We start from the raw sequence: 3,036 nt of genomic DNA, 5'->3' as shown, positions 1-3,036 counted from the left end.
GGTATGAGCTGGGTAAGAGTTGCCGTCATTGTCATATAACTTTAAATATCTATCTAGTGAAAATCCCCTCCTTGGAGCGAAAAGTGCTTCACTTGGGGAAACAGCACCTTTTCAAGACAGGGGTGCCTATAGGGCGGGGTGGGTGAGATCTACGCAGCAAATCGAGCAATAATTGAGCGATTTACTTAGCCTACTGGTTGAGCTTCTGTCACACAGTCATAACCTTTTGCTTCCAGTTCCAGCGAGAGTTCCTTCCACCCACTGGTGAGAATTTGTCCGTTTGCCATCACATGCACGAAATCAGGAATAATATAGTCGAGCAAACGTTGATAGTGGGTAATCACCAGCATCGAGTTATCCTGATTCGACAATTGATTTACACCATTAGCAACGATTTTGAGCGCGTCGATATCCAATCCAGAATCGGTTTCATCGAGAATCGCCAGACTGGGTTCGAGGATTGCCATTTGCAGGATTTCATTCCGCTTCTTCTCCCCGCCAGAGAAACCCTCATTCACACTGCGACTGAGGAAAGCAGGATTCATTTTGACAATCTCTAATTTGTCCTGAATCAAGTCGTCAAAATCAAATACATCTAATTCCTCCAATCCTCGATGCTTCTGACGAGAGTTATAAGCCACGCGAAGGAAGTCTAAGTTACTTACACCAGGGATTTCAAGTGGATATTGGAAAGCCAGAAATACACCCGAACGTGCCCGATCTTGAGGTTCTAAGTCAAATAAGTTTTCTCCTTTATAAGTAACCGTTCCACCAGTAACCGTATAGGCTGGATGTCCGGCTAACACCTTAGATAATGTACTTTTGCCCGAACCATTCGGCCCCATAATGGCGTGAATCTCACCAGCTTTGATTTCGAGACTTACGCCATTTAAGATCTGGGTATCATCGACGTTTGCCGTCAGGTTCTCGATCGAGAGGATAACTGGACTATTAGGATTAATCATAATTTAGATTTGTTTAATTGAGCTTTAATAATGTTCGATCGATAGCAACTAGTTTCTTATCATATCACTGAATAAATATATCTTGATCTCGATTTTATTCCAACCTCAGCCAGCCAAAGACATCACCAGCCGTTAATTTAACAGATCGAGCAAATTCAGGTACGATTAATTCAGCTTCGAGGATATCCACTACTTGCACTTGTCGATCGGGTTGATAAACTAAGATCATTTTCTCAGCAGGATCGATTAACCAGCCTACTTCAGTACCATTATCTAAACAATGAAGAATATTCTTAATTACTTTAGTCGTGCTTTGGTCTGGAGACAAGATTTCAATTACCCAATTGGGTGCAGTTGTCACCACATTAGCAACTTCGCCATCATCATCTTTTGGGATATTTTCTTTCTTCAAGACAACTACATCAGGAACGATCGATCTTCCACCAAAAGTACATCTTAGCTCTGGAAATGCGATCGCTATTTTTGCTTCCATTAAAATTGAATTAATGAAAGTCATTAGTTTCATCCTCAATAGACTATGTTTTCCTTGAGGCATCGGCTTTTGAACTATCTTTCCATCAATATACTCACTGGCAGGTTTAGTTTCTGGGAGAGCCAGAAAGCTTTCTAAGGTAAGATTTTTTACAGGTGTCGCAACCATTTTAAAGCGTTAATTTTGTAGGGTGGGCAATGCCCACATTTAGCTTTCGATCGAATTCAATTATCTATCGACATTCATGATTGGTGGGCAGTGCCCACCCTACTTTTTACTGAACTTTTATTTGCTATTAACTATCTGCTCTAGATTTTATTTTTTTGTTTAACTGCTGTAATCGCTCTAAATTTGTGCTAGAAGTATTCCACAGTTCTAATTCATGACAGTGTAACAGCGTTGATACAACTTTTCCTAGAGAGACATAATTTTCCTCTAACAAGTATTTGCACATATCTTCATCTTTTACGAAGAGCTTATAATTATCTTTACACTTGCTAATTATTTCCGTCTCATCAAAATCAACGTCTCTAAATTTAATTATTGACGTGAAATTTTGTACGTCTATCTTCTCGCTTGATATATCATCCCTGATTTTCAGATTAGGCATTACTGTACTCATACATTTACCTTTCGTATATAAAGCATCATCTAGCGCGCAAACAAAGCTAAAATCTGCATTTGTCAAATCTGCTTTTTCAAACTTATTCTCGGAAATCCAAGACACCATGAATTTGCCACATTGCAAATTAGAGTTACTAAAATCACAAAATTGAATATGACAGCCAACTGCATCAACATGTTTCATGTTGCATTGTTTAAAGCTTGTTGTATTGAGACTAGTTTTGTTAAGGCTAGCCTTAACAAAACTAGCGTTGTCAAAATTACATCTTTCAAACCACGAGCCAGTAAAATCAACATCCTCAAAATTGGCGTTTTTAAAGTTGCAATCTACGAAGCGCAGTTTCGATAGATCTGTTCGTGAAAAATTCCTTTCTTCTGCTGAATATCGGTTTGTGATTTCTTCGATACTTAGTTGTTGTCTCATACTTTAATCAACCCGATATCTTTTGTAGGGTAAGTATTGCCCACATTGAGAGTTAGATCGAATTCAATTATCTATCGATAGCAATCGTGTTTTTCATTATATAAAAAACTTCCAATTTCCATCTAATGAGTTAGTCCGCGTAGGCGGACTTTGCAACACCAGCCACGATTTCAATCGTAGGCACTTCTAAATTAACCAACAGTACCTTCCAACTTCAGGCTTAACAACCGATCGGCTTCAACGGCAAATTCCATCGGCAACTGATTAAAGACATCCTTACAGAAACCACTAATCATCATCGAAATCGCATCCTCTTGGGAAATCCCCCGTTGAGCGAAGAAGAATAACTGATCCTCACCAATCTTAGAAGTCGATGCTTCGTGTTCGACTTTGGCGGTTTGATTCTGAACTTGGATATAGGGGAAAGTATTCGCTTGCGCTCTGTCGCCAATCAGCATCGAGTCACATTGGGAATAATTTCTCGCCCCTTTAGCTGTCGGATTCATTTTGACTAAACCGCGATAGCTATT

General features: G+C 39.4%; 4 protein-coding genes. All 4 read right to left on the bottom strand.

Going from position 1 to position 3,036, the window contains the following annotated elements; all coding sequences use genetic code 11:
* Positions 1-185: 185 nt before the first annotated feature.
* Positions 186-965: a Fe-S cluster assembly ATPase SufC gene (gene sufC / locus RMO52_RS05700; RefSeq protein WP_310411737.1), complete on the bottom strand. Its 780-nt coding sequence runs from the start codon at positions 963-965 to the stop codon at positions 186-188.
* A 94-nt stretch (positions 966-1,059) separates the two neighbouring features.
* The gene (locus RMO52_RS05695; protein ID WP_310411734.1) at positions 1,060-1,626 is read right to left on the bottom strand and encodes a Uma2 family endonuclease; all 567 of its coding nucleotides are present in this window, start codon (positions 1,624-1,626) and stop codon (positions 1,060-1,062) included.
* A 127-nt stretch (positions 1,627-1,753) separates the two neighbouring features.
* The gene (locus RMO52_RS05690; RefSeq protein WP_309737941.1) at positions 1,754-2,506 is read right to left on the bottom strand and encodes a pentapeptide repeat-containing protein; all 753 of its coding nucleotides are present in this window, start codon (positions 2,504-2,506) and stop codon (positions 1,754-1,756) included.
* A gap of 191 nt (positions 2,507-2,697) precedes the next feature.
* On the bottom strand, positions 2,698-3,036 hold a 339-nt coding region (locus RMO52_RS05685), incomplete at its 5' end, for a SufD family Fe-S cluster assembly protein (protein WP_310411731.1).

The organism is Chamaesiphon sp. OTE_8_metabat_110, assembly GCF_031382685.1.
Lineage (GTDB): Bacteria > Cyanobacteriota > Cyanobacteriia > Cyanobacteriales > Chamaesiphonaceae > Chamaesiphon.
The sequence above is the reverse complement of the archived record's forward strand: the minus strand, read 5'-3'. Positions and strand labels throughout refer to the sequence as shown.